This is a genomic window from Alkalibacterium sp. m-11 (assembly GCF_054658155.1).
The window spans coordinates 1-24607 of the sequence record NZ_BAAGIR010000023.1 but is presented as its reverse complement, the minus strand read 5'-3'; the positions used below and the strand labels follow the sequence as shown (position 1 = coordinate 24607).

Annotated in this window: 17 protein-coding genes and 1 pseudogene; 14 read left to right on the top strand and 4 right to left on the bottom strand. The window is 42.6% G+C overall.

Features of this window, described 5'->3' with window-relative positions; genetic code table 11:
• Positions 1-605: 605 nt before the first annotated feature.
• From ACYQ2O_RS04290 to addA, 5 genes are all read left to right on the top strand, one after another.
• Positions 606-1307: a tRNA (adenine(22)-N(1))-methyltransferase gene (locus ACYQ2O_RS04290; RefSeq protein WP_459796063.1), complete on the top strand. Its 702-nt coding sequence runs from the start codon at positions 606-608 to the stop codon at positions 1305-1307.
• Positions 1304-2434, top strand: coding sequence for a Nif3-like dinuclear metal center hexameric protein (locus ACYQ2O_RS04285; RefSeq protein WP_459796061.1), 1131 nt, complete (start codon positions 1304-1306; stop codon positions 2432-2434). Before ACYQ2O_RS04290 ends, ACYQ2O_RS04285 begins: the two co-directional genes overlap by 4 nt.
• A 15-nt stretch (positions 2435-2449) precedes the next feature.
• Positions 2450-3679 carry a peptidase T gene (pepT, locus tag ACYQ2O_RS04280; RefSeq protein ID WP_459796059.1) on the top strand — a complete coding sequence of 410 codons (1230 nt, stop codon included), beginning with the start codon at positions 2450-2452 and terminating at the stop codon, positions 3677-3679.
• A gap of 85 nt (positions 3680-3764) precedes the next feature.
• A complete protein-coding gene (locus tag ACYQ2O_RS04275; RefSeq protein ID WP_459796058.1) occupies positions 3765-7397 on the top strand; it encodes a PD-(D/E)XK nuclease family protein in 3633 nt (1210 codons plus the stop codon).
• Positions 7397-11179, top strand: a complete 3783-nt coding sequence (addA, locus tag ACYQ2O_RS04270; protein WP_459796056.1) for a helicase-exonuclease AddAB subunit AddA — start codon at positions 7397-7399, stop codon at positions 11177-11179. Before ACYQ2O_RS04275 ends, addA begins: the two co-directional genes overlap by 1 nt.
• A 277-nt stretch (positions 11180-11456) precedes the next feature.
• Here addA and ACYQ2O_RS04265 read toward each other — a convergent pair whose 3' ends face one another.
• The 3 genes from ACYQ2O_RS04265 to ACYQ2O_RS04255 are packed head-to-tail and all read right to left on the bottom strand — an operon-like array spanning position 11457 to position 14165.
• A complete protein-coding gene (locus tag ACYQ2O_RS04265) occupies positions 11457-12698 on the bottom strand; it encodes a putative glycoside hydrolase (RefSeq protein WP_346025052.1) in 1242 nt (413 codons plus the stop codon).
• Positions 12698-13591 carry a polysaccharide deacetylase family protein gene (locus ACYQ2O_RS04260; RefSeq protein ID WP_346025053.1) on the bottom strand — a complete coding sequence of 298 codons (894 nt, stop codon included), beginning with the start codon at positions 13589-13591 and terminating at the stop codon, positions 12698-12700. Before ACYQ2O_RS04260 ends, ACYQ2O_RS04265 begins: the two co-directional genes overlap by 1 nt.
• 13 nt (positions 13592-13604) lie before the next feature.
• The gene (locus ACYQ2O_RS04255; protein ID WP_459796065.1) at positions 13605-14165 is read right to left on the bottom strand and encodes a YkyA family protein; all 561 of its coding nucleotides are present in this window, start codon (positions 14163-14165) and stop codon (positions 13605-13607) included.
• A 190-nt stretch (positions 14166-14355) separates the two neighbouring features.
• Here ACYQ2O_RS04255 and lspA point away from each other — a divergent pair, with 190 nt between their 5' ends.
• From lspA to pyrR, 3 genes are read left to right on the top strand one after another with little or no spacing between them, the layout of a single operon-like run.
• Complete coding sequence (gene lspA, locus ACYQ2O_RS04250) at positions 14356-14826, top strand: signal peptidase II (protein ID WP_346025054.1); 471 nt, start codon at positions 14356-14358, stop codon at positions 14824-14826.
• Position 14827: 1 nt separating this feature from the next.
• Positions 14828-15733 (top strand): RluA family pseudouridine synthase, encoded by a 906-nt coding sequence (locus ACYQ2O_RS04245; RefSeq protein ID WP_346025055.1) that lies wholly within the window; start codon positions 14828-14830, stop codon positions 15731-15733.
• Between the two features lie 17 nt (positions 15734-15750).
• Positions 15751-16296: a bifunctional pyr operon transcriptional regulator/uracil phosphoribosyltransferase PyrR gene (gene pyrR, locus ACYQ2O_RS04240; protein ID WP_346025056.1), complete on the top strand. Its 546-nt coding sequence runs from the start codon at positions 15751-15753 to the stop codon at positions 16294-16296.
• Between the two features lie 66 nt (positions 16297-16362).
• Here pyrR and ACYQ2O_RS04235 read toward each other — a convergent pair whose 3' ends face one another.
• Positions 16363-18054 carry an NFACT RNA binding domain-containing protein gene (locus tag ACYQ2O_RS04235; RefSeq protein WP_346025057.1) on the bottom strand — a complete coding sequence of 564 codons (1692 nt, stop codon included), beginning with the start codon at positions 18052-18054 and terminating at the stop codon, positions 16363-16365.
• A 159-nt stretch (positions 18055-18213) separates the two neighbouring features.
• On the opposite strand from ACYQ2O_RS04235, the gene ACYQ2O_RS04230 reads away from it, so the two are divergent.
• The 6 genes and pseudogenes from ACYQ2O_RS04230 to ACYQ2O_RS04205 all read left to right on the top strand — a co-directional run bounded on the left by ACYQ2O_RS04230 (position 18214) and on the right by ACYQ2O_RS04205 (position 24191).
• Complete coding sequence (locus ACYQ2O_RS04230; protein WP_346025058.1) at positions 18214-18645, top strand: MarR family winged helix-turn-helix transcriptional regulator; 432 nt, start codon at positions 18214-18216, stop codon at positions 18643-18645.
• Between the two features lie 28 nt (positions 18646-18673).
• On the top strand, positions 18674-19276 hold the full coding sequence (locus ACYQ2O_RS04225; protein WP_346025059.1) for an ECF transporter S component: 603 nt from the start codon (positions 18674-18676) through the stop codon (positions 19274-19276).
• 102 nt (positions 19277-19378) lie between these two features.
• A pseudogene (locus ACYQ2O_RS04220) lies at positions 19379-20227 on the top strand (zinc-binding dehydrogenase); the annotation flags it as partial.
• 336 nt (positions 20228-20563) lie between these two features.
• Positions 20564-21706 (top strand): IS200/IS605 family element RNA-guided endonuclease TnpB, encoded by a 1143-nt coding sequence (gene tnpB, locus ACYQ2O_RS04215; RefSeq protein WP_346025060.1) that lies wholly within the window; start codon positions 20564-20566, stop codon positions 21704-21706.
• Positions 21707-21984: 278 nt separating this feature from the next.
• A complete protein-coding gene (locus ACYQ2O_RS04210) occupies positions 21985-22764 on the top strand; it encodes a YrrS family protein (RefSeq protein ID WP_459796054.1) in 780 nt (259 codons plus the stop codon).
• A gap of 143 nt (positions 22765-22907) precedes the next feature.
• Positions 22908-24191, top strand: a complete 1284-nt coding sequence (locus tag ACYQ2O_RS04205) for a YcjF family protein (protein WP_346025062.1) — start codon at positions 22908-22910, stop codon at positions 24189-24191.
• Positions 24192-24607: the final 416 nt, after the last annotated feature.

Genomic DNA, 24607 nt, shown 5'->3' with positions numbered 1-24607 from the left:
TGGAAATGAGATGGTTCCTGTTTACTATAAGAGTATTCACGGTATCGTCTACGATAATTCAGAACTGAAAAAGTAATGGCTACGCACTATCCCAAAAGGGCGAAGGCGTAGCCGAAGCTTTTTTTATGTCATTTGTCTAGTTAAATTTTTATAAATCCTAAAGTGACATAAGGTCTATTATTGGTCAATTCATCCGATTATTCCTATAATAATATTTGATGGTTAATCTAAGCTAGAAATTTTATAGGAGAGATAGCATGCATAAAAATAATCATTCAATAATCGGCACCTATGACAACCGGATGATGCGTTGAAAGTCGTCAGTCAGCTGAAGAACGAAGGGTATCAGAAACAGGATACTATTCTTTACTCAAATAATGCGACTGGCGTAGGAGACCATGATGCGAAAGAAATGTATTGATTAAGAAACCGTAAATAAAGATCACCCTAATGCATGATCAACTACTTTTATGAGAACCCCCGGAAACCCACTATAAGTGATCCGGGGGTTTTCTCTGTATTAATTCCTGTTAAATTTATTCAAAACTTTTCAATCTTTGCTGAAAACTGGTAAAATAGATAGGAAGACTTTAAAGAGGTGACCTATGAATTCAGTTCAATTATCAAAACGGCTCAAGCAGGTAGCCGACTACGTAGAAAAAGGGGCAAGAGTGGCTGATATCGGGTCTGACCATGCTTATCTGCCGTGTTATCTAGCAGACCAGGGGAAAATCACTTTTGCTGTGGCAGGAGAGGTGGTCCAGGGGCCATTTAACAACGCAGTGAAGGAAGTCAGGCGGACCGGACTGGAAAAAATAGTTGAAGTCCGACTGGGTGACGGATTAATGGTTTTAAAACCCGAAGATCGAATCGACACGGTTACTATAGCTGGAATGGGTGGTGCACTGATCCGATCGATCCTTGAAAAAGGACAAGAAAATGATAGACTGACTGGTCAGGAAACATTGATACTACAGCCGAATGTGTTTGAAGAAACTGTAAGAGAATACCTGATGGAACAGCAGTACCGTATTACAGATGAAACGATTCTTGAGGAAAATGAAAAGATTTATGAAATCATCAAAGCCGTACCGTCTGACACTCCAGTAACTTATTCCAAAAAAGATTTACTGTTTGGTCCATATCTCAGTAAGGAACAATCTGAGACGTTCAAGAAAAAGTGGACCCAGCAGATGCATACGGATGAGTTCATCGTCGGTCAGATGGAACGGTCAAGCCAGCCTAATGAAGAAAAGCTATCGGTACTCAAAGAAGAAATTAAACTGATTAAGGAGATGATCGAATGACAGACGTGACAGTGAACGATCTGGCAACTGCACTTGACCAGCTCGCCCCCCCTTCACTTGCTGAAGGATGGGATCCAGTCGGTTTATCCTTTGGTTCTAAAAACAAAGCGGTCAAGACTGTTCTGATAGCTCTCGATGTTGACAAGCAGACGATCCAGGAAGCAAAAGATAAGCAGGCGGATCTGATTATCACTCATCACCCTGCGATCTTCAAACCGTTAAAAAACTTGACTGATGAGGACTCCAGAACACGGGAGTTTCTTGACCTGGTCAAATCAGATATTGCAGTATACTCTGCCCATACCAATCTTGATGCGGCAGAAGGCGGGATGAATGACTGGCTGGCTGACAGTATAGGTATCAGTCAGGAGGAGCGACATATCGTCTCAGTGAGTACCAAAGAAGGCTATAAGAAACTGGCCGCGTATGTCCCCGATTATGCTGCAGACAAGGTTAGAAAGGCTCTGCATTCAGCAGGAGCTGGAGAAGTTGGCGACTACAAAGACGTGTCCTATACTCTGGAAGGGCATGGCCGTTTTACGCCTCAGGAAGGTGCAAATCCTACAGAAGGTGAAATCGGCAAAGAAGAAGTGATCCATGAACAGCGCATCGAAATGCTATTGAAGAATTCTTCTGTCTATCCTGTCATTGAGGCACTGAGAGCTAACCATCCTTATGAAGAACCGGTCTTTGACCTGTTTACCCTAGACAATCAGACCGATGCATTCGGATTCGGTCGGGCCGGTAAGCTGGAGAAACCTGAAACTACCGAGGAACTCGCTGCGAGGATCAGAACACTCTTTCCAGTAGATGGTGTGCGTTTCGGCTCAAACGATCTTGAACGTAAACATGAGAAAGCAGCTATATTCGGAGGATCCGGAGAAAAGTACTATAAAGAGGCTCTGTCCAGTGGAGCGACTCTCTTCATTACTGGGGACATTTCCTACCACGGAGCACAGGATATGCTGAGAGACGGGCTGGATTTCATTGATGCCGGTCATTATATGGAAGCAATCTGTGTGCCGAAGCTGGCCGGATATTTCGAACAGCTGAAACTGACTAATAACTGGGACCTGACTATTTTACAGACAGCGACACAAACGGATGTCTTTACTTACTCAAATTAAAAGGATGGGATGACTATGTATAAAAATTTAATGGACCGTTTTCTAACTTATGTCAAAATCGATACACGTTCAGATGCTGAATCTTCATCAGTACCTTCCACTCAGAAACAAGCAGATTTTGCTCGTGTACTGATGGCTGACCTTAAAGAAATCGGGATGAGCGATGTGGAATACAATGAGTCAAATGGATTCGTAACGGCTACATTGCCTGCGAACGCTGAAGATACAGGACCGGTCATCGGCTTCATAGCTCATATGGACACGGCTGACTTCAATTCAGAACATATCAGTCCGCAGATTATTGAAAAATATGATGGTGAAACGATCGTACTTAATGAAGAGCAGGGTATTCGATTATCTCCGGACGATTTTCCTAATCTGAAAAATTATATTGGTCAAACACTGATTACAACCGACGGGACGACATTACTTGGGTCAGATGATAAATCAGGTATTGTTGAAATCATGAGTATGGTCGAGTTCTTTATTGCCAATCCGACAGTCAGGCATGGAAAAATCCGTGTGGCTTTCGGACCTGATGAAGAAATTGGTGTGGGAGCAGACCGATTCGATGTCGACCACTTTGGAGCGGATTTTGCGTATACAGTTGACGGAGGCCCTGTCGGGGAACTTGAGTATGAAAGTTTCAACGCAGCAGGGGCAAAAATAAGAATCAAAGGGAAAAACGTCCACCCGGGGACTGCTAAAGATAAGATGATCAATGCGCTTAAACTAGCCGTATCTTTTGATCAGGCATTACCTGAAAATGAAGTCCCTGAACGAACTGACGGTAGAGAAGGGTTCTTCCATCTTCTTGAAATCACGGGGACCGTGGATGAAGCCATGATGCAGTATATTATAAGAGATCATGATCGGGAAGCCTTTGAATCAAAGAAAGAACAGATGATAACTGTTGCTTCTAAGCTGAACGAAACATTTGATGAAGAGCGCGTTTCTGTTGAAATGAAAGATCAGTACTATAACATGCGCGAAGTCATTGAAAAAGACATGAGACCGGTTAAACTTGCTGATAAAGCAATGAATAATTTGGGAATCAGTCCTATCGTCAAACCTATTCGTGGGGGAACAGACGGATCAAAGATTTCATTCATGGGTCTACCAACTCCAAATATTTTTGCTGGAGGAGAAAATTTCCATGGACGTTATGAATTCGTAGCTGTAGAGAGCATGATTAAAGCTACTGATGTATTGATTGAAATCGCAAAGCTTGCTGCAGCAGAATAAAAAGAAAAGGGAAGAAGGCTTAACCGGCCTTTCTTTCCTTTCTTCTTAACATTAAATCAATAGCTTAAGAGAGAGGAGCACATGAATGGGTCTTCAATTTATTCTGAGCAGACTGCAGACGGATAAGAAGAAAATACTTTTCGACCAGATGATGAATTGGATGGAGGATGAAGAGGCACAAGTTTTCTATCTAGTCCCGGATCATATGAAATTTGAATCGGAAATGGCTATTCTGGATCGTATAAAAGACAGTCAGCCAGATAATGATCGTCATCTGGCAGGAATGATCAATCTGCAGGTGTTCAGTTTCAGTCGTCTGGCATGGTACTTTCTTCAGGACACGGCCTTATACAGTCATTCCCAGCTTACTGAAACAGGACTGACCATGCTGATGCGTCGACTTTTAAGAGAAAATGAGGAAGCCCTGACCATATTCAGAGGAGAAAGTCAGCAGCAGGGCTTTGTAGAAAAAACGACTGAACTGTTTATGGAATTGAGAAAGGCTCGCGTAATGCCAGAAGATCTGACTAATATCAGTGGTCAGATCTTTGAAGGTGAGCCAGGCACTAGAGACCTCTTACTTAAACTCAAAGATATTACCCTGCTGTATGATTCTTTTCTCTCTCATCTTGAAGGAAAGTATATTGAAAAAGAGGATGTACTTGAAGCGCTGATTGAAGAAGTTAAAATAAGGGATCTTAGCCGTACCCACATCATCATTGATAACTTTCACCGCTTTTCGGCACAGGAGCAGGAGCTGGTCCTGCAGATGGTCGAACATGCAAAGGATGTAAAAGTTTCTTTGGTTCTAGATAAAAAATATGCGGTGGAACCTCCAGAGATGACTAACTTTTTTTATCAGACTGGAATGACTTATTTCAGGCTTTACCAGGAAGCCAGAAATCGTCGTCTACAAGTATTGAATGATACTGTTGTAAAAGACAACAGTCGTGAGCGATGTGATGCACTGCAAAACTTTGAAGACTACTGGGTCAGCAGTTTCGATTTGTCACCTAAACGACGGTCGCACCCGTCAGCTGATTACAGCAGCTGTATAGAAATAAGAGAAGCAGAATCAAGACAAGCCGAAGTGTTGCACACGGCAACTACTATAAAACAGTTAGTTACTGAGGGCAATTACCGCTATAAGGACATTCTTGTATGTGCTAGAACCCTTGAAGATTACAAAATGCTAATGGGTTCTACTTTTGCGGAAAATGACATCCCTCTGTTTATTGACGAAGCAGATAAGATGTCCCATCATGCATTGGTAGAATGTATACAAAGTCTAGTAAATATCTATAAACGACATTACCGTTATGAAGATGTCATGCGCTTTCTTAAAACTGAACTGTTCATTCCTGTGGAAGATGAACGGACTGTTCCTAAAGAAAAGAAAGACCGCCTATCTTTCTGGAGTTCTAAATCGGAAAGCTGGCGACAATCCGTAGATACTCTTGAGAACGTCATGCTTGCTTATGGGTACGAAGGCAATGACTGGGTAAGAGATGAAGACTGGATCTATGCACGCTTTCATCTAGAAGAAATGGATGACCAGCTGGATGCAGACAAACGGATGCAGGAACAGGCAAATCAGGCGCGTTCAATCATTCGCTCAGCGTTTCTTCCGTTTTTCAAACAGCTGGATAGAGTTAAAACGAACCGAGAAGCTGTGCGTCTTATCTATCAGTTTCTTGAGCGGCACGGAATTGATCGTCAACTCCTATACTGGCGTGATCAGGCACTTGAGGATGGGGAACTTGAAGATGCGAGAAAACACGAACAAGTCTGGCAGACCTTCATCCAGCTACTGGACGAGTTCGTCGATGTGCTTGGTGATGAAGCCTGGGAAGTCGATACCTTTCTGTCAGTTCTAGAAACTGGATTTGAACAGGCAACATACGCCATTGTCCCTCCGAGTATCGATCAAGTCATGTTCACTCAGTTTGACAAATCACGGCTTAACTGCAAGAAATTAGTAGTCATCATGGGAATGACAGATACACAGCTGCCCTTGAATTCAGAAAATGACTCTATACTGACAGACGAAGACAGGGAACAACTTGGCGTGTTTCTCCCGGACGATAAATTTCTCATGCCATCCACAGCGGGAAGACTGGCTAACGAGCCCTTCACTGCCTATCTTGCCTTTCTTATTGCGTCGGATAAACTGATCCTCAGTTATCCGATGAAGAATGACGGCTCTGGTGACAACCGACTGAGCCCTTACATCGAACGTCTTAACCGCCAGCTCGCTATACCGATTGACCGTAAATACACTGATGCTGGGGCCGTGACTGATGAGTCAACTGATTTATCTCTTTCTTTTGTCGGATCCAGACGTCAGACGATCGGTCAGCTAGTGACTATTTTAAGAGACCGGCTGGATCATAAGACTAATCCGCCAATTTTTTGGACTATCTTATTTCAGAACCTGCAGAAACAGTCCTCGGAGGTTGAAAAGAAAATACTAAAGAGTCTTGAATATAGAAATATTCCTCGACGCCTGTCACCAGAACTGGCTGAAGAACTCTACGGGAAAGATCTGTATCTTTCAGTGTCACAGCTGGAAAGTTTTTATCTGGATCCGTACAGTCATTTCCTCCAGTACGGATTAAAACTGCGGGAACGGGCTGTCCAGGAGCTGACTCCGGCAGAAACAGGAACCTTTTTCCACGATGCTCTGGATAGTATTTTCAGATCAATTATTACCAATAATTTGTCCTTTGATCAGCTGAACGAAGATGAACTTGAATCTGTAACAGAAGAGGTTCTTCAGGAACTGTATCAGAACAACAAGTTCAAACTGCTGTCCATGTCAAATCGGATGAAATTCATACGAAAACAACTGAGCCGTACCATTCAGCAGATGGTCAAGGCCCTGTCGAACCAGACGAGACGGACACAGATGAGACCACGCAAGTCAGAGGTCCTTTTTGGACGACTGGGGAGTCGAGAAGGGGTACCGGGGCTTAATTTCCCCCTTAATACTGGAGGAAATCTCTATGTACGCGGAAAAATCGATCGGCTGGATGCTTTGGAACTGGAAAATGAGTTGTATTTAAGTATTGTAGATTACAAATCCAGCAGAAAATCACTGAAGTTCGATGAAATATATCACGGACTGATGATGCAGATGTTGACTTATCTTGATACAGCTGTTCATTACTCGGAAGATATTTTTGGTAAAAAGGCCAAGCCCGCAGGTGCATTTTATGCCCATGTCAATAACCCAATGCTTAAAGCCAGCGATTTGCTTAAAAAGGACTGGTTGGATGTCTGGCTGAAGTCATTTAAAATGGACGGGATCATTCTGAATGAGGACGAGCTGGTTGAAAAACTGGACCTGACTCTGCCTGAAAACAAATATTCCCTGGTCTATCCTCTTGAGTATGTCAAAACAAGAGACCAGATTAAAGGAAAGCTGATCACAATGGAGGATCTAGATCTGCTCTTCAGACATAACAGGGAAAAAATCAGAGAAGCAGGTAACCGGATCCTGGCAGGTGAAAATACCTTGTCGCCTATTTACGACAAGAAAGAATTTACACCATCTGTTCGAGGCATCTATCAGCCGATTTCCCAGTTTGATGTTCTTCTACCGAACGGACAGAATCAGTACCGGCAACTTGAACCCATCAGTGATCAGTCCGATCTGATCGATAAATTAAAATCTAAATACCTGGACTTAAGCGAGAGAGGAGCAGATGACAACTAATGGCAACTATTCCATCAAAGCCGGCTGATGCCCAATTTACGGATCATCAGTGGCAGGCAATTTATGATGAAGGCAAGAATATCCTGGTCTCTGCTTCTGCAGGGTCCGGAAAAACGACCGTCCTTGTGCAGCGAGTGATTGAAAAAATCAAAAACTTTACGGACATTAATGAACTGCTTGTCGTGACATATACTAATGCCGCAGCAAGAGAAATGAAAGAACGGATCCAGAGAGCCATTCAGAAGGAAATCAACGCTGAAACGGATCCTAAGAAAAAGCAGCATCTGATTCGTCAGATTCCTCTTTTAGGTCATGCAGACATTTCGACCTTGCATTCATTCTGTCTGAAAGTAATCAAACGCTACTATTATCTAATCGACTTCGATCCCGTCTTTCGACTGCTGACGGACGATACAGAAATTGCTCTCATGAAAGAAGATGTCTGGGAGGAACTGAGAGAGGAATTATACGGCGAAGAAGATTCTTTGTTTGAAGCACTGGCTCAGGCGTACTCAAATGACCGCAGTGATGACGGGCTGACTGATCTTATCTTCAAACTTTATGATTTTTCACGGTCCAAGACTGATTCAAAAGGGTGGCTATCAGACTTGTCCAGCCGATATGAAACGGAAGGGGGCGACTTGGCCAGCAGTACCATTTTCCAGGAACTGGCCAAGCCTGCAATTCTGGATACGTTGGACACTGCTAAGGAACTTCTAAGCGATGCTCATCAAATGAGTAATGGCGATCCGTCACTTGATAAGACGGTTGAGCTGCTTGTGAATGACCTGGAGCTGGTCGAACGGGCTGAGCAGGCTATCCATGAAGACCGTCTCAATGATGTATACAGTTTACTGAATGGCCCAATATTCCCAAGATGGAAAAATCCAGGCAAACATTCACCTGATGAAGTCAAGGAAGCCGCTAAGGAAATGAAAAGCTTCCGAGATAAAGCCAAATCCTTTGTCGTTTCCTTAAGAGACAACTATTTCCTATTATCACCCGATGAACAAGCGGAAACGATGAGTGCAGTAAAAGGACTCGTTGAAGAACTATCTCGTGTGGCAGTACTGTTTTACGAACGCTACCAGCAGCATAAAGCAGACAGAAAAGTGCTGGACTTTAACGATCTGGAGCATCTGACCCTGGCCATTCTTATTGATGCTGATGACGGACAGTCAGTACCTTCCGAAGCCTCCAGGCATTACCGCAGACAGTTTGCTGAAGTGATGGTCGATGAGTATCAGGATATCAACCTGATTCAGGAAACGATTTTGAAATGGCTGACTCGTTCATCTGACGATATCGGGAATCAGTTCATGGTGGGGGACGTCAAGCAGTCCATTTACTCTTTCAGGCTAGCTGATCCTAGTCTTTTCATTGAGAAATACGAACGATACGAAAAAAGTCAGGATGGGGACCGGATCATTTTAGCTGAAAATTTCCGCTCGCGTCCGGATGTGCTTCAGTTTACCAATTTCATTTTCGAACAGCTGATGGACAAAAAAGTGGGCGAACTGGCCTATGATGAATCGGCTAAACTGATAAACGGGTTTACCGCCTTTCCGGAATCTGACCGTTTCTCTGCCGATGTTCTGATATATGAAACAGAAGAAGAGGAATCTGAAGAAGATAGCGATTCTTTGGAGAGCGACAGTGTTACGTTTCAGATGAACACAAAGACTAAAGGCGAAATATACATGGTTGCCGATAAAATTCTTGAAATGGTCGCCGCCGGATATGAGGTTTATGATAAAGAGATGAAAGCCAACAGACCTGTGCAGTTCAAGGATATTGTGCTTCTCACACCAACAAAGAAAAATAATATTGATATTCAGGATATCTTTAAACAGCTTCAGATCCCAACAGCCGTGAATGATACTCAAAACTATTTCCAGACCACTGAGATAGCAATCATGATGTCACTGCTTAAAGTCATAGATAATCCGAAACAGGATATTCCGCTTGCTGCAGTTCTTCGCTCACCCATGGTCGGACTGAACGAAGTCGACATGGCTCGCATCCGCATCGAAGACAAGCAGGGCACGTATTTTGAAGCGCTGGAGGCTTTTGTCAGTCGGACAAACTGGCAAGATGAAGGAAATATCAAATTGCAGGAGAAACTGATTCAGTTTTATCAGCAGCTTGAACACTGGCGGACTCAGTCCAAGAGAAAATCGCTGGTCGAACTGATCTGGATGATATACGAAGACACTGGTTTCCTGCATTATGTCGGAGGCATGAGTTCCGGCAGACAGAGAAAAGCCAATCTACATGCCCTATACGAACGTGCGGCTTCATATGAAAAAACGTCATTTAAGGGTTTGTTCCAGTTTATCCGATTTATCGAAAAGATGCAGAAAAAAGACAAAGATCTCGCTGAACCATCAGCCGTAACCGATGGGGAGGATGCAGTCAGAGTCATGACGATACATGCCAGTAAAGGGCTTGAATTTCCGATCGTATTTGTCATGGATATGTCCAAGCGATTCAACCTGATGGATATCAGGGGTTCTACCGTGCTTGATGAAGAATACGGGGTCGGATCAGAATATATCGACGTCACGAACCGGATCAAAACGCCGACTTTGCCGGAAACCGTTTTGAAAATGCAGAAGAAGAACCGGATTTTATCTGAACAGATGCGGGTCTTATATGTAGCTTTGACACGGGCTGAACAGAAACTGTTCCTGGTTGGATCCTACAAAAATAAAGAAACGGCTATCAGCAAATGGAACAAGGTGAGTGGGCATGCTCAAACTGTTCTCCCACCAGCATTAAGGCTTGATTCTCAGCATTTCATGGACTGGATTGGTCAATGCCTGATCAGGCACCAGAACATGAAAGCAGAAAGCGAAATCAAGTCCCAGAATAGATGGGTCCACACTTATGACACGTCGTTTACTGTCTCATTTTACCAGTCGACTGAACTCGAAGAGCATCTGATCAGCTATCAGAATGAAGAAAGCAGTAACTGGTTTGAGGACCTGAAACAAGGGAAAATGAAGGAGTCAGATAACGAGACAGTGAAAGCAGCTGTATCGCAGGCCCTTAGTCTAATGACTTTTGAGTACCCATATGAGCTGGCTACTCAGACCACCAGTTACCAGTCTGTGTCCGAGATTAAACGCATGTTTGAAGAACCGGATGACGGACAGATGGTGAAAATTGATGTAACGAATCCTAGACAGTCCAACAGGTACGTTGAAGATGAACTGGAGCGGCCCAAGTTTCTACAGGAGGTATTGAAACCAAGCGGAGCAGAAATCGGTAAAGCCACCCACCTGGTGCTGCAGGCTATTGACTTGAATGAATCGCTAACTGCTGAGGATATTAAAGCTGAGGTAAATAAACTTGCTTCTGAAAAAGTCATCACTGAAGATATTGCTGAGCTAATACCTGTAGAAAAAATCGACCGATTTTTCCAGACAACATTTGGGCGCTATATATTAGGCCATGTTTCGTCAATGAAGAGGGAAGTGCCGTTCTCACTTCTCCTGGAAGCTAGAGATATTTTTCAGGATATGAAGGCAGTGGATGACAACGTACTGATTCACGGGATTATCGACGGCTATATTGAAGGGGAAGAAGGCCTCATTCTCTTTGACTATAAGACAGACAATGTTGAACGCTTCCAGGATCGAGCTGAAGAAGAAATGCTTAAAAAATATAAAGGTCAGCTCATGCTGTACAAGCAGGCACTGGAATCGATACTGAGAAAACCAGTACTCGAGACATACTTGGTTCTGCTGGATAATGGCCAGACGATTCAGGTGAACTAGTGAAGGGTTATGATTAAAGGGAAAGCAGCTGAATCAGCTGCTTTTTCTTATGAAATTTTTTTAAGAGTCATGTTGATCTATAGCGCGTAGACGATAGAGACAGATTAATGTGGTTGCTTCGTAACTAGAGGTAAAAATTCGTATGAGTACCTGTGCTTGGACGATTGGACCGGAACTTAGAACAGAAATCCATCTTAGTGACGTATTTCACACAAAAAAATCTCTCGAAGTCATTCATTAGCGAACAACAACGAGAGATTTTTAATTTATTCATCTATTAATCAAAACTGTAGGTAGCACCTTCAGAATAACGGTTTCCTGCATTCCATAAGAGGAATTCATCCACTCCATATTCATTCAAGGCGCGAATCTGCTCACTGACTTCTTCAGCGCCATAATTCATGTACCATCCTGAACCAAGATAAGATGCTGTGAAGTCCTGGATCCACGGGCGGGAAATAGGGGCACGGTCGCCCAGGTTATCAAGGATTTCGTTTTCGAGTTCCATGTAGTTTGCGATGACATTATACGGCTCAAGATCTGGGCGCTCAATACCTAATGATCCTGCACCCCAGTGACTAGGGTAAATCATCGAAGAAATCACGTCGACATTCTCAGAAATTCTTGAAAAGTTCTGACCGATACCAGGAGTTTCTTCTCGCGTTGCAGCATAGCCGAAGATATCTACAGATACATCGACATCATAAGGCTGAAGTTCACGACGAGCATAAGCTACGAATTCAGTTACAGCATCGACACGCTGCTTGACATTATCTAGATCGCTCTCTTCGTAATCGCCTCGAGAATAGTTCAGGTCTTCATCGCGGTATTCAAATCCTTCAGGGAAGCGAACATAGTCGAACTGGATATCCTTAAAGCCAAGCTTAGCTGCCTGGCGGGCCACTTCAACATTATACTCCCATACTTCACGTTCATATGGATTGACGAAGCTTTCTCCGCGGCGGTTAGCCCATACGGATCCGTCATCTTCAGTAAATGACAGATCAGGGCGTTCATTAGCCAGTCTGGAATCTTTAAATACGACAATACGTGCAATTGGGTAAATATCGTTTTCCTCTAGATGTTCCATCAAAGGTTCAGCTTCAACAATGTTATTAGTGAACTGATTGACGTATTCATGATCGGATTCTATCGGCATGACAATATCGCCGTAATCATCTTTAACATCGATAACCATGCTGTTCAGTTCAGTCGTATTGAGCAGTTCGGTCAATGTTTCCAGTCTGGATCCACCTGCAGAATGGGCAGTGACGAAAATACCTTTCACGCCGTCTTCTGGATAGTCGATGTTTACTCCGCTGTCAAATTTAAACTGACGGGGGAAACTTTCCGGTACAGAAAGAAGGGGGTCTTGAGTATAGTTCAGGTAAGTTGTCTCGATATCTTCAGGCTGATCAACAGTATCATTTTCATCGGCTGAAACGACTGATGGGGAAAGAGAAGCAACTGCTAATAAGGCTGCAGAGTAAAATACATGTTTCTTTAAATTAAGTTTCATTAATCTGTTTCCTCGCTTTCTGATTGTTCTGGAGTGGCGGAGCGAATCAAGTCGGGATCCACCAGTTCATAATCGTTTTCTCTTAAGCCTTCAATAATTTGAGGCGTGGCTTCAAGAGTCCAGCGACGGTCATGCATCAGCAAATTGGCTCCTGGTCTTAGCAGTTCGGTATTGACCATAATATCAGCAAGTGGCTCAGCTTCCATATAGCCGGATTCCCAGTCATAGCCATAGGTCCAGTTCATAAGGACCATCCCGTCTTCTCTAACAAGTTCCTTGACATGATCAGTGTTCTGACCGAATGGTGCTCTGAAGAAGCGAGGACGCTCTCCGATGATTTTCTCAATAAGGTCACTAGTCTTCATGATTTCCTCAGTCTGTTCCTCTTCACTCAAAGAAGGGAGGCTCTGATGGGTGTGTGTATGGTTCCCGATGGCAAATCCCATCTCGTGAATTTCTCTAAGCATCTCCTGGCCTTCTTCACTCTCAATAAACATTCCGTTAACGAAGAAAATCGCAGGAGCGTCATGTTCGACAAGCGCTTCAGCAATGTCCACGGCGTAATTATCTGGTGCATCATCATAAGTAAGAAGGGCGACACGTTCGTTTGCTTCTTCGCCTTCAATCACTTGAATTGTAGCTATGTCATTTTCGTTGACTTCGTAAAGATATGAAGATTCTTCAGGTTCATCTATTGACACGTCTTCTTCATCATCTGAGTCTTCATTAGAGTGATCATCGTCATTCATATCAGCTTGACCTTCACTGGTTTCTTCAGAACTGTCTTCAACAGGTTCAGACTGCTCATCCGAATCGTATTCTGCATCTGAGGTATCACAGGCAGTCAATATAAGAGATGAGGCTAAAAATAGAGTAGCTAATGTTCGTTTCATAGTCTTCTTCTCCTTATTCATCCTCAGTCAATTGGTTATCAATAGATGTCTGCAGCTGGTCTAAACTTTCACCAAAGTCTACCAGTGTCTCGTCAAGTACGAGCAGGTATTCTCTAAGTTCGTCACGTTCGTCATTAATTGATTGAATGCCGTCGACGAAGTCTTCATAAGTCGCGCCATTTTCAGATAAACTGACGAAATAGCTGTCTTGTGAAGAGAGGGCAGCCTGGTAATTTTCTCTATACTGGATGAGCTGATCAGTAAAAGTATCGACGTCAGACATAACTGCATCGATTTCTGATTGATCCAGCAGTTCTCCTTCATAAGTATCGAGCGTTGACTGGTGTTTGCTCATTTCTTCTTCATGTGCTGCTATGTTTTCCAACACAGCTTCTCTGGATTCAATATTTTCGAATACCGGGGAAGAGCCATCACCTAAAGTAGTCAACTCATCATCCGATTCAAGTGTTTCACTGAAACTATTCTGCAGATCAGTTTCCAGATCATATAAATGATTCAGTTCATCCGCAGTCTCTGTTCTTAATCGGTCCAGTTCCTGTGTGGCCTCCTTTATTGTTTTAAATATATACGATTACTTTTCGAGTATATCAGACTTCTTTATCTAATTAAACTGTAATGGTTGTAATCGAGTTATATTGTTTCTTTGATGAGGTAAGGGATTGAGAGAATCTTTCAGTAAAGGTAGGTTTCATCGCAAAAATATTGTACAATATGAGAAAGTCTACTAAAGAAAAGAGGATTTTATGATACTTTATTACACTTTGGCAGTTCTGATCATCGGACTGGACCAACTGACCAAGTATTTGACTGTTTCAACTATTCCATTTAGAGAAACAGTAGAATGGATACCAAATGTCCTGTCGTTTACTCATCATCGCAATACGGGAGCAGCCTGGGGTATACTTGAGGGCCAGATGCTGTTCTTTTACATCGTTACGGTTGTCGTTGTAGGTGTCGTCATTTATTATCTGCATACGTTAGGCAAGCAAGATATACTTATCGGCTTATCGCTAAGTATGATACTTGGAGGCGCAATTGGAAACTTCATCGACCGACTGATTCAACAGTATGTTGTTGATATGATCAAACTTGACTTCATCAATTTTCCGATCTTTAATATAGCAGATATTGCTTTATCGGTAGGAGTTGGACTGATGATCGTTTACCTTGTTATAGACGAGATTAGAAATCACAAGAAGAAAGTTGGACAATAGAATGACAGAAAGCTACACCTTTACTATTAAAAATGAATCAGGACGACTGGATAAGTTTCTGGCTGATCAGCTGCCGGATCATTCAAGATCTCAAATCCAAGGATGGATCAAGGATGAACAGGTTACCGTGAACAGTGAACCGTCAAAAGCAAATTATAAATTGCAGCAGGACGATGTTATTGCACTATCCATTCCTGAACCTGTAGAGATCGATGCACAGCCAGAAGACATAGCGATCGATATCGTGTATGAGGATAAAGATGTCGTTGTTATCAACAAACCTCAGGGAATGGTGGTTCATCCATCTCTGGGGCATGAAGGTGGTACTCTGGTCAATGCATTGCTTTATCATATTAAAGACTTATCAGGAATCAATGGAAAGATTAGACCCGGTATTGTCCACCGAATCGACAAAGATACATCTGGCCTTCTGATGGTCGCTAAAAATGATGTGGCTCACGAAAAACTGGCTGAACAGCTTCAAGATAAGACTGCCGGACGTGAATACATCGGGCTCGTCCATGGGGTCATTCAAAATGACCGTGGAACGATCGATGCTCCGATCGGACGCGACCCTAAAAATCGTAAAAAATATAAAGTTGTCGAAAATGGAAAACCATCTGTAACTCATTTCGAAGTGATTGAACGGTTCAACGACTTTACTCTTTTAAAACTGAACCTGGAAACTGGTCGTACGCACCAGATTCGCGTACATCTGGAATATATCGGCTATCGCATGGCTGGCGATCCACTTTACGGACCAAGAAAAACGCTTGAAGGACCAGGACAGTTCCTGCACGCCGCCTCTTTGCAGTTTGTCCATCCGACTACAGGAGAAAGACTATCGTTTTCAGCTCCACTGCCAGAATCATTTGAAGAAACACTAGATCACATCAGAAGACTGTAAGGGAAAGGAGACTATTCATGTCAAAAGTCGTATCAATTTTAGATGAAGTGGCCTTGAACAGGGCACTTACACGAATTTCCTACGAGATCATCGAGCGAAACAAAGGGATAGACAACGTTATTCTAGCAGGTATAAAAACAAGAGGAGTATATATCGCAAATAGAATCGCCTCTAAAATCTCCGAGATTGAAGGACAGGATATCCCAGTTGGTGAACTGGATATCACCCTTTACCGTGATGATCGACATTTTCCAGAAGAAGTGGAAGATCCTGAAGTAAAAGGACAGATTTTTCCCGTTTCTGTAAAAGGAAAAGTAGTGATCCTGGTCGACGATGTCATTTATACCGGTCGAACGATTCGAGCGGCAATGGATGCTGTGATCGACCTGGGCCGTCCCGAAAAAATTATGGTCGCTTCTCTGACGGACAGAGGACACAGAGAAATTCCGATCAAAGCTGATTACATCGGAAAGAATATACCTACATCAAAATCCGAGCAGGTTAAAGTATCAATGAAAGAGATCGACGGCAAAGATGCCGTAGAAATTATCAAACCTAATTAAAAAAAGAGGGTTGTACAATAAACATTAAAGACCGAGTGATTACATCAAGTAGTCACTCGGTCTTTCCTATGCTTTTAGTGAGCGTACAGCTTCTGCACTTGGTGTGACAAAATACGTGCTCTGCCCCTCATAAATGACGTAACCTGGTTTAGCACCATTCGGTTTTTTTATCTGGCGAACCTGAACGACATCTACTGGAACAGAAGAAGACAGACGATACTTACTGTAATACGCGGCCAACATACAAGCTTCTTCAATGGTCTTTTTACTAGGTTCACTGTCTTCAATAATGACATGAGAACCTGGTATGTCTTTAGCGTGAGCCCACCAATAAGATTTTCTTGCTTTTTTCAGTGTCAGTTCATCATTCTGTGTATTATTCTTTCCAACAAGAATTGATGTCCCGTCTGAAGACGTGAAAGCTTCAGGTTTTGACTTCTTCGGTTTCATCTTTTTACTGCTGCGTTTCTTCAAATACCCGCCATCACGCAGTTCCTGTCTGATGTCATCCAAGTCAGAAATAGAGGCAATAGACAGCTGGGTGAGCAGTGTATCAAAATAAGCCATTTCTGCTTTCGTGGCAGTAATCTGTTGAGCCAGGTGAACCTTGGCATTCTTTAACTTCTGATATTTAGAGAAATATTTCTGTGCGTTTTCTGCTGGTGTCTTCTGAGGATCCAGCTGAATCGAGATCATCTGATTTTCTTCATAAAAATTAGGCAAATCTATCTTCTCCTGCCCCTTTTTCACCTCGTGAAGATAGGCAGTCAGCACTTCACCTTTAACACGTAGTTGATCAGCTTTTTCAGTTTCCTTTAACTCTTTTTCAAGTTTTTTCAGTTTTTTCTCGTTCTTCTGATAAAAGGTACTGACGAGTTGAGTCAGGTCATTAGCCTGCTGATTGACCCTGTCCCGCTCACTCTTATCCTGGAAATAACGGTCCATCAAGCTACTCAGGGAATCATAACTAATACGCTCTCCTTCAATTGAATGGTAGTCAAAAGGGGTGAAGGTCTCCTTATTGCCATTCTTAATCAATGTCGGTTGAATACGTTCAGGACTGAACATCTGCATGAACTGCTGATAAACTGCTTCAGGAGAATCTTCTGTTTGAGTTTCTATACGGTGGACAAGTTCTACTGCCGAATCTTTACCGAATCCTTGCAAGGTTGACTGGACCCATTTGATCTTATCTTTAGTATTCAATTCTGATACAGGGAAGGGACCATCATAATTAAAGGGGTTATTCTTATGCTGATCGGGTGCCGGTCGGTACTCAGCGCCAGGCAGCAGAGTCCGGTAAGTATTCTGGCTGGCCGGTACATGTCTGATTGCGTCAATCAACTTGTTATCCGGCGTATTGACCAACAGGATGTTACTGTGACGCCCCATTATTTCAACAATAAGAGAAAGGTGTTCCATATCCCCAAGTTCATTTCTGCTCTTGAATGAGAAGACTAGCTGACGATCATTTTCTTTCTGAGTAATTGATTCGATAATTGCACCATCTAGGTATTTCCTTAAAATCATGCAATAGTGAGGAGGGCTGTCAGGATTCTCAAAAGGAATCGTTGTCAGCTGAACACGGGCATACTGTGGATGGGCAGACAATAGAAGGGACACGTTTTTTCGGTTTGCTCTAATTTTTAGAATAACTTCATTTTCATATGGCTGCTGTATTTTAGAAATACGGCCTCCCTCACATATTTCTTTCAGTTCATCCGTGAGGGCATGGACAAATAACCCGTCAAAAGACATTAAAAAAACTCCTTTCATTGTACAAAGTCTTCTATAGTATAGCACTTTTTCCGATACATCAACAATTCTATTAAAAAGATTGCTGAATAGAATAAGGCGTGGTATAGTTGACGTGTACAATTGTTCACAGCTTTTTCATTTAAAGAGAGGGGTAATTGAATGGAATCACCAGGCAATACAGATGCGCTGCTAGAAAAGGTCACAGAGCTGAATCAGCTTTACAAGCAGGTAGCTGAACTGATGCTTCATGAACATGGTCTGTCAAGCTCGGCAATAAATCTGATCAAACTGATCGGCAACGATGAGTACACGCTAAAAGACATTACTCAGAAAAGCCGGCTGGATAAATCAACAGTCAGTCGACAGATGAATGCACTTGTCAAAAAGGAATTTGTGACTAAAACCACTGGAGAAGACAAACGATATGCTTACTTCACACTAACTGATAAAGCCCTGGATGTATTCTCCAATTATCATAAACATCTTGAAGAGAAGTTTGAGTCCATTCTTTCCGGCTGGACTGAAGAAGAGGTCCATATGCTGACAGTTCTGATCGGGAGGTTGAACCGGAGCATGACCAACCGCATATAATAGAATAGGTAAGAGAGGAGGAAAACGAATGCTAACAAACAAGAAAATGTCTAAACCCCATCGTATCGCCTTACTGGGGATTCTTACTGCAATCATATTGATTCAGAACTTTGTGCCGTTTCTGGGGAATATTCCAATTCCACCACTCAATCCGACGATCATACATATCACAGTCATCGTTGCAACGTTGACTATGAGTACGACGGACGGAATCATTATCGGTGCAGTTTGGGGGATCACTCGAATGATACGTGCCTATACTATGCCGGCAACGCCTCTGGATCTTTTACTTTGGACACATCCAATGATCGCTCTTGTTCCTAGAATGCTGATCGGACTCTTTACTGGTCTGTCTTATCGTCTGTCACACAGACTGTTACCAAAGAAAGATAAGGTGGCACTCGCCAGTGCGTCGGTCGTAGGATCTTTTACAAATACAATTTTTGTCCTGTTTTTCATCTATCTCTTTTTTGGAGAAGCTTATGCTCAGGCAATTGATGTAGACATCAGCAATCTGGCTGGAGCTTTGGCAATCATAGTAGGAACGAACGGGGTAGCAGAAGCCATTGCAGCAGCTATCATTGCACCTCTAGTAACAATACCATTAAGAAAAATCACGATGAAAAAATAATTACTGATAAATGACTCTTCATCTGACGCTTCTCCTTTTACCACTAAGGAAAAGCAGACTGATGAAGAGTTTTCTATTTAAATAATAAGTACTATTGTTTTCAATGTAATGGAAAGCCAATGTGACAACTCAAATAAAAATCCGGAAACTGATTATGGTGGATTGTTTGGATTTGGCAAACTGAATGGAGACTACCCTGGGGGCCAGGCAGAGTTTCTACGTGTGCCTTATGCAGATCAGAATTCCTTCAAAATACCTGACCAGTCAGTGCCGGACGAAAAAGTACTCTTCTTATCGGATATTGTTCCTACAGCTTACTGGAGTGTAGAACATTCTGGAGTGAAAGAAGGAGACACGGTCATTGTGCTTGGATCTGGACCTGTCGGCCTGCTGGCTCAAAAATTCGCCAAGCTGAAAGGTGCAGCACGAGTTATAGCTGTCGATTGTGTGCCTAATCGTCTGGAATATTCAGCCAAGAAAATCGGAGTAGAAACATTGAACTTTGAAGAAGTCGATCTACCGAGCCTGGCATTGAAAGACATGACCAACGGTGGAGCTGACGTTGTTATTGACTGTGTAGTTATGGACGGAAAAGAACGTAAGATCGAGAAAGTAACCAATCTGATTTCTGCTCAAAGAGGGACCACGAGTCCTCTTGAAATGGCGAGTATTGCTGTTAAAAAATTCGGAACGATCATGGTTACTGGAGTGTACTTGACTCCAGGGTCAAACTTCCCAATCAACAACATCTTCGCCAGTAACATTACATTGAAGACAGGTCAGACGCCCGTGCCTCATCTCATGCCAAAACTCTATGACATGATAATGAAAGGCGACATTGATCCCAGTTACATCATCACGCATGTCATGCCAATGGAACAAGCGTCTACTGCCTATGATCTGTTCGACAAAAAAGAAGACAACAACATTAAATTTGTCCTGAAACCATAATCCGGTCAGGCTCAGCCCGCTCTGCGAGGGAACTCACCTCTCAGAACGGGTTTTTATTCTAGTTATGCTTAATTAACTAAATTATAGTATAGATAAAGGTGTTGAAGTCTACAGGCTTATTCCCTCTCATTATTACATAATTCGCTATTTTTTATCGTGTTGCGACAGAAGACATCCGCTTCTATAAGCGGGTGATGAATGACGCTTGAGCATGCTCAACTGTTTTTTTGTAAAAAACAGACCTCTTCCTGCAGTTACTTGTCACATAAAGAGATGTGTTCCCCTTGATTTAAAGCTCTCTTTAAGGTAATCTTAACTTAAAGAGGAGGGGAATGTATGTTCAGGTATAAAGCCTATAAATATCGTCTCTACCCCAATGAAAAACAGAAAGCACACATACACAAAACAATCGGATCCGCTCGCTTTGTCTACAATCATTTTTTAAATGAATGGACGACGGCATACAAAGAAACCGGGAAGGGCTTATCGTACACTAAATGTTCCGCTGCTTTGACTCAACTAAAAAAACAGTCAAACACGCTGTGGCTTAAAGAACCGGATAGTATCGCCCTCCAGGCCGCTCTGGAACACTTGTCAGATGCCTTTGACAGGTTTTTCCAGAAGAAAAAAGGCTACCCTGCATTTAAACGGAAGACCCACGGCCGTCAATCGTATACAACAAAATGGACGAATGACAATATTGTGGTGTTAGGGAATAAAATCAAACTCCCTAAGTTAGGCTGGGTGCGCTTTGCCAAAAGTAAAGACGTCAAGGGCACCATTCAGCGTGCGATTATAAGCAAAACCCCGACGGGAAAGTACTTTGTTTCGGTTGTTTGTCAAGTTGAAATGATAGCGGAAACAAAATCGGGTGCGGCTATCGGCATTGATCTAGGGATCACTGATTTTGCGGTTCTGTCTACTGGAGTTAAAGAAGACAATCATCGCTTTACATCTAAAATGGAAGCCACTCTTAAAAGAGAACAGCGCAAACTCTCCCGTCGCTATGACCAGGCAAAGAAAGACGGCAAAGAGTTGACGGCTGCCAAGAATTATCAAAAGCAACGCCTTAAAGTCGCTGGACTTTACGAAAAAGTAGCGAATCAACGACAAGATTTCTTGAACAAGCTTAGTACAACGCTCATCAAAAACCACGATGTGATCTGTATTGAAGCCCTTGATATTCAAGGAATGAAAAAGAACCGGAAGTTAGCTAAGCAGATTTCAGACGTCTCTTGGTCTGCCTTTGTCGACAAGCTCACTTACAAAGCTGAATGGCATAACCGCTCTCTGATCAAAGTCAGTCAATGGTTTCCTTCCAGTCAGCTGTGTTCAGCATGCGGGCATATCGATGGAAAAAAACCTCTCATCATCAGAGAATGGCTGTGCCCGGCATGCGGCGTGCATCATGACCGAGATATCAATGCGAGCATCAACATTCTAAACGAAGGGCTTAAAACACTGATACAGCCTGTTTAACGTAACTAACCGTAGGGACTACGGGGTTAGCCTGGTAAATAAAAGCAACCGCTGATACTCTAGAAAAGGCGTATCAAGTCTACTTTGTTCCCAGGAATCGCCCACTTCTAAGCGTGAGCGAAAGTGGGTGTAGTTCAATAAACTAAGTCATTTGATACGCTTTTGTCGGTTTTGTATCTGATTTGTCATTGCCTGATTCTATTCGTTGTGCTACACTTTTTAACAGTGGTATAATTTACTTAATATCATCAACTACTTGTTATGGAGGCAACTGAAATATGAAACAGACACGGACAAATAGAAAGAATAATACACCAAATACACCAAATACACCAAATACACCAAATACACCAAATACACCAAATACACCAAATACACCAAATACACCAAATACACCAAATACACCAAATACACCAAATACACCAAAAGGGCCTAAGAATAATACACCTGAAAAAATCTATTACGGAATCATAGCTGTATTGCTGGTCGTGCTGATTGGGATCATGGCATTTATATTCATGAATAGGGAATCTGCGGTCGATTTTGATGCTGATAACGGCACACCTGAATCTGAAGTCCTTACTGATACTGAAGACGAGGATGAAGACGACTGGGAAGAAGAACCTGCCGAAGAAGATCAGAATAATAATGGTGAAGAAGAAGCCAGTGATGCTGATGAAGAACTCGTCGATGATTCTGACGATGAGACTGCTGAAGATACAGAAGTCGACTCAGAGGAAGAAGAAGAGAATACATCGGATGAAACCAGCTATGAAGTTATTGAAAATGCACCGCTGGATGAAAGTCACAATACGAACTACAGTGAAGGGTCAAGCGACCGTGTAGCAATCGCCAATGCTGTATCATCTGTGACTGGGCTGAACCAGAGTGATATGATCACCTGGCGTGTAGGGAACAACGGTCCTGGACAAGTCTTTGCAGTCATGTCCGACAGCGGACGCAATGATGTGTATCGTGTGCTCCTTCAGTTCGGAGACGGACAGTGGCATGTAACTAGTGTTGAGGAACTTGCGGAAGTCCCTGCAGAATTCAGATAAGTTCTACCGGTTAATTTAATCGATTACGACCTGCCTGATGAACGGGCAGGTTTTTTTGCTCATAAATATAAGGGAACAGACGCATCTTTTTCGTTTTCATCCGCCTAACATGTTAAAATGATATAAAAGAATAGGAGGCGCCTATGAAATTTTCAGACAATAAATACAATATGATTCAAGACATCCTTGAGAAAACCGAAGCTGAAATTGAAAAAATGAACCCTGTCAATATTCTGATTGCCGGAAAAACAGGAGTTGGAAAGAGTACCTTGATCAACAGTGTGTTCAGGGAAAACCTTGCAGATACCGGAATAGGGAAGCCTGTTACTAAACATTTAAGGCGTATATCTAAAAAAGGTATCCCAATTACTCTGTATGATACCAGAGGGCTCGAATTGAACCCGAAAGTTCAAAAAGATATAAAGAACGAAATTTTCGATCTAGTTGAACAGAACAAGCAGACCAGAGATGCTGTTCATGCCGTCTACTACTGCATTCAGGCTAATTCATCACGAATAGAGGAGACGGAAATCGACTTGATCAAAGAAATTTCCTCTGTTCTTCCAGTCATACTGGTTCTGACCCAATCGATCGGTAAGCCTGCTGAAGAGTTCAACGCGTACCTGGAGAATCTCAATCTTCCAGTAGCAGCTGTTCAGAACATTATGGCTGAACCTTATGAAATTACAGAAGATTATGTTATTCCAGCATTTGGTCTAAAAGAACTGATCGACAAGACGCTTCAACTGATACCGAAAGAGGCACATGATGCTTTTATGAACGCCCAGCACGCTGATATCGAGCGCAAAGCTAAAGCGGCCAGACGTTGGGCTTCCCGTTATGTGGCGACTACATTCGGAGTCGGTTTCGCGCCGATTCCGTTTTCAGATGCCTCTGTACTGATTCCCATGCAAGTCACTTTACTCGCTCACATTACAGCTATATTCGGGATTTCAATGGATAAGTCGACCATAGTCAGTCTGATTGCTGCTGTAGGAGGCACCGGTTCAGCTACTATGATCGGGAAAACCATTGTCGCGAATGCATTTAAGTTCGTTCCAGGAGCGGGTACCCTTATAGGTGGACTGATCAGCGGGACGACCGCTTCGATCGTGACAAGTGCTCTCGGACTCAGCTACATCGAAGTATTGAGTATTATAGCTGCGAAAGAGCGGGAAGGCGAAAGCATAGACCTGGGACTGGTCGAACGTCTTATGCGCAGTCAATTTAAGAAGAATATAAAATTGAACCGCAAGGAACTCAAGACAAAAGATCTCGAGTTTGAAGGGGATGATACGTTGAATGAGGCCTACACGACCTACCAGGAGATGGAAGAAGACACTCAAAGTCCAAGCAGAGCTCAGAAAGCAAGCCGTGCCCTTTCAAAATTTGTCAGCCGGCACAATCCTTTTAACAAAAATAAATAGGTTAATACGTTGTCCTGATAGGTTTAGTTTCCCCTATCAGGCTTTTTTGTGAAAAATCGACTTTATAATAATTTACTTTTAAACAATCTTGCGTTCTACAATCAGGCCTATTCTGTAGAATAATTAGATTAATTGCTATAGACAATTTATTAGGTGCAACTATGCTTGTTAGAAAAAATTGGAATAAGAATATAAAGATTAACAACCGGTTTTAACGTAATTCCGAAAGAAGTCTCCCACTTCTAAACGTATGGGTACGAAGCACCAGTGAAAGTGGGAGATGAATTTAGGTCAAGCGATAGCTTGAAGTTATTTCTCAAGACCTTTTCTTATTAGTTCAAGGATAGCTGCCGTTCTTGTAGGCAGTCCATTTTCTTTTTGGTATGCGTCTACTTTTTCTAGAATAACTTTTGGCA

Excerpts from the sequence above, each read along its gene's own strand:
- ACYQ2O_RS04210 (WP_459796054.1), top strand. The coding sequence starts at position 21,985 with ATGAAACAGACACGGACAAATAGAAAGAATAATACACCAAATACACCA.
- ACYQ2O_RS04285 (WP_459796061.1), top strand. The coding sequence starts at position 1,304 with ATGACAGACGTGACAGTGAACGATCTGGCAACTGCACTTGACCAGCTC.
- ACYQ2O_RS04225 (WP_346025059.1), top strand. The coding sequence starts at position 18,674 with ATGCTAACAAACAAGAAAATGTCTAAACCCCATCGTATCGCCTTACTG.
- pyrR (WP_346025056.1), top strand. The coding sequence starts at position 15,751 with ATGTCAAAAGTCGTATCAATTTTAGATGAAGTGGCCTTGAACAGGGCA.
- pepT (WP_459796059.1), top strand. The coding sequence starts at position 2,450 with ATGTATAAAAATTTAATGGACCGTTTTCTAACTTATGTCAAAATCGAT.
- ACYQ2O_RS04260 (WP_346025053.1), bottom strand. The coding sequence starts at position 13,591 with ATGAAACGAACATTAGCTACTCTATTTTTAGCCTCATCTCTTATATTG.
- ACYQ2O_RS04235 (WP_346025057.1), bottom strand. The coding sequence starts at position 18,054 with ATGTCTTTTGACGGGTTATTTGTCCATGCCCTCACGGATGAACTGAAA.
- addA (WP_459796056.1), top strand. The coding sequence starts at position 7,397 with ATGGCAACTATTCCATCAAAGCCGGCTGATGCCCAATTTACGGATCAT.
- ACYQ2O_RS04275 (WP_459796058.1), top strand. The coding sequence starts at position 3,765 with ATGGGTCTTCAATTTATTCTGAGCAGACTGCAGACGGATAAGAAGAAA.
- ACYQ2O_RS04245 (WP_346025055.1), top strand. The coding sequence starts at position 14,828 with ATGACAGAAAGCTACACCTTTACTATTAAAAATGAATCAGGACGACTG.
- ACYQ2O_RS04265 (WP_346025052.1), bottom strand. The coding sequence starts at position 12,698 with ATGAAACTTAATTTAAAGAAACATGTATTTTACTCTGCAGCCTTATTA.
- ACYQ2O_RS04230 (WP_346025058.1), top strand. The coding sequence starts at position 18,214 with ATGGAATCACCAGGCAATACAGATGCGCTGCTAGAAAAGGTCACAGAG.
- ACYQ2O_RS04205 (WP_346025062.1), top strand. The coding sequence starts at position 22,908 with ATGAAATTTTCAGACAATAAATACAATATGATTCAAGACATCCTTGAG.
- lspA (WP_346025054.1), top strand. The coding sequence starts at position 14,356 with ATGATACTTTATTACACTTTGGCAGTTCTGATCATCGGACTGGACCAA.
- ACYQ2O_RS04290 (WP_459796063.1), top strand. The coding sequence starts at position 606 with ATGAATTCAGTTCAATTATCAAAACGGCTCAAGCAGGTAGCCGACTAC.
- tnpB (WP_346025060.1), top strand. The coding sequence starts at position 20,564 with ATGTTCAGGTATAAAGCCTATAAATATCGTCTCTACCCCAATGAAAAA.